3 protein-coding genes are annotated in these 2921 nt (G+C 61.0%); all 3 read left to right on the forward strand.

Translation table 11 applies throughout. The annotated features are described in order from the left end of the window. Window positions 1-70: 70 nt before the first annotated feature. The 3 genes from ACE04F_RS00700 (at window position 71) to ACE04F_RS00710 (ending at window position 2905) form a co-directional block, all read left to right on the forward strand. On the forward strand, window positions 71-970 hold the full coding sequence (locus tag ACE04F_RS00700; RefSeq protein WP_486104062.1) for an urea transporter: 900 nt from the start codon (window positions 71-73) through the stop codon (window positions 968-970). Between the two features lie 21 nt (window positions 971-991). Further along, window positions 992-1813, forward strand: a complete 822-nt coding sequence (locus ACE04F_RS00705) for an ion transporter (protein ID WP_486104063.1) — start codon at window positions 992-994, stop codon at window positions 1811-1813. 93 nt (window positions 1814-1906) lie between these two features. Further along, the gene (locus tag ACE04F_RS00710) at window positions 1907-2905 is read left to right on the forward strand and encodes a sulfate ABC transporter substrate-binding protein (RefSeq protein ID WP_486104065.1); all 999 of its coding nucleotides are present in this window, start codon (window positions 1907-1909) and stop codon (window positions 2903-2905) included. Window positions 2906-2921 lie beyond the last annotated feature (16 nt).

Genomic DNA, 2921 nt, shown 5'->3' on the forward strand with positions numbered 1-2921 from the left:
CCGCAAATCCAGTGTGGGAGCGAGCCTGCTCGCGATGAAGTCGACCCGATCCCTCTGACACACACCAATCATGCCCAATACCCACTGCCCCGACTGGGCCACCGCCCTGCTCAACGGCTTCAGCCAGATTTTCCTTCAGCGCCATCCCCTGTGCGGCCTGTTCTGCCTCTTGGCGATTCTGCTCACCGCGCCAGCCTTGTTCGGCGGCGCGTTGCTGGGCGGCGTGGCCGGATTGCTGACGGCCCAACGGCGTGGTTATGCCAAGGAGGATCGGCAGGCCGGGCTGTTCAGCTATAACGGCATCCTGCTGGGTTTGCTGCTGAGCCTGGTATTGCCTTGGTCAGCCCTGTTGCCGCCATCGATCATCGCCGCTGGCGGCCTCAGCGCAATGCTGACCCAACAGTGGCTCAAGCGCACCCGAGGCCCACGCTGCCTGCCCGCCTACACAGCGCCTTTCGTCGGGCTCGGCTGGTTGCAATTGGGTTTCGCCCCGCCCGCGCCTCCGCCCGCCGCGCTGGACACGACCCTATCCAACCTGTTGCTTGCCCCGCTGAACGGCCTGGGCCAGGTCATGTTTCTCGACCAGCCCCTGGCTGGTGTGCTGATCACCACCGGCCTGCTGATCGCCAACCGTCGCGCCGCCGGCTGGGCGCTGTTCGGTTCCGTCGCAGGCTTTGCCTTTGCCTGGCTGCACGACAGCCCGCACACCTTGTCCGGCTTGGGCGGCTACAACCCGGCATTGGTAGCCGTGGCCCTCGGCCAACACGCGCGCAAGCCATGGCGGCCGCTGGCGGGCGTGCTGCTGGCAATCCTTCTCGCACCGGGCTTCGCGGCGCTGGGCGTGGCGCCGCTGACGGCGCCTTTCATTCTCGCGTGCTGGCTGGTGCATGCCACCGCGCGCTTGTGGCACCCAGCCTGTCTCGACATCGCGCCTTGCGCTCTGCGGGGCAATCACCCTAGGCTGCGCTGATCATTGGTTCAGGCGAAGGTTATGGACAGCAACAACTGGCGTGAACGCCTCTACGTGATCATCTTCCAGACCGACACGGTGGCCGGTCGACGCTTCGACAGCACGCTGCTGTTGATCATCCTCGCCAGCCTGGTGATCGTGATGCTCGACAGCATCGACAGCGTGCACAAGAACTACGCGGCCCTGCTGGCCTACATCGAGTGGGGTTTCACGTTCATTTTCATCGTTGAATACGGCCTGCGCCTGTACTGCTCGCCCAAGCCGCTGCGCTATGCGTTCAGCTTTTATGGCCTGGTGGATCTGCTGGCGATCGTGCCGGGCATCCTCGCGTTGTACTACAGCGATGCCCAGTACCTGCTGATCGTGCGGATCATCCGCATGCTGCGGATTTTCCGCGTCCTCAAGCTCAGTCCTTACCTCAAGCAGGCCAACTATCTATTGGCCGCACTGCGCGGCAGCAAGCAGAAGATCATCGTGTTCCTGGTCAGCGTGTCGACCCTGGTCACGGTGTTTGGCACGCTGATGTATGTCATCGAAGGTCCCGAGCATGGTTTCACCAGCATTCCCAAGGGCATCTATTGGGCTATCGTGACATTGACCACCGTAGGCTTCGGCGACATCGTGCCGAAGACGCCGCTGGGCCAAGTGGTTTCGTCCCTGGTGATGATCACCGGCTACTCGATCATCGCTGTGCCGACGGGTATCTTCACTGCGGAACTGGCCACCGCCATGCGCGGTGACCAGCTCAAGCACAATTGCCCGGTGTGCAGCAAAAACAACCATGAACATGGCGCTGCTTTCTGTTCTCGTTGCGGTAACGCGCTGTTTAAGAAATTGGAATAAGCAAAGCACTTTTTAATTCTTGATGACCTATAAGCTAATCGCTAGGGTGCTGGCTTATCGCCCGCATCCCTTGCCAATAAAAAGGACCTCGCAGTGAAGAATTTCTTTGGCGCCTCCCTCCTCGCCGCCGGCCTGGCGTTCGGCAGCCTGGCCCACGCCGCCCCGACTCTACTTAACGTTTCCTACGACGTGATGCGGGACTTCTACAAGGACTACAACGCCGCGTTCCAGAAACACTGGCAGGCCGAGCACAACGAAAACATCACCGTGCAGATGTCCTTCGGCGGTTCGAGCAAGCAGGCGCGCTCGGTAATCGATGGGCTGCCGGCGGATGTCATCACCATGAACATGGCGACTGACATCAATGCCTTGGCCGACAACGGCAAGCTGGTTCCGGAGAACTGGGTCACCCGCCTGCCGAACAACAGCGCGCCGTTCACCTCGGCCACCGTGTTTATCGTGCGCAAGGGCAATCCGAAAGCGCTGAAGGATTGGCCGGACCTGCTCAAGGACGGCGTGCAAGTGATCGTGCCCAACCCGAAAACCTCGGGCAACGGCCGCTATACCTACCTGTCGGCATGGGGTTATGTGCTGAAGAATGGCGGCGATGAGAACAAGGCCAAGGATTTCGTCGGCAAGCTGTTCAAGCAGGCCCCCGTGCTGGACACCGGCGGTCGTGCCGCGACGACGACGTTCATGACCAACCAGATCGGCGATGTGCTGGTGACCTTTGAGAACGAAGCGGAAATGATCGCCCGTGAGTTCGGTCGCGACCAGTTCGAAGTGGTCTACCCAAGCGTCTCCGCCGAAGCCGAACCACCAGTCAGCGTTGTGGATAAAGTCGTCGAGAAGAAAGGCTCGCGCGCCGCCGCCGAGGAGTACCTCAAATACCTGTGGTCGCCCGAAGGCCAGGAAATTGCCGCCGCCAACTACCTGCGTCCTCGCGACCCGGCGGTGCTGGCCAAATACACCGACCGTTTCCCGAAAGTGGATTTCCTCTCGGTGGAAAAAACCTTCGGCGACTGGCGCACCGTGCAGAAGACCCACTTCAACGACGGTGGGATTTTTGACCAGATCTATAGCGGGCAGTGAGGCAATAGTGAGCCGA

The sequence above is a fragment of the Pseudomonas sp. AGC41 genome, from assembly GCF_057334555.1.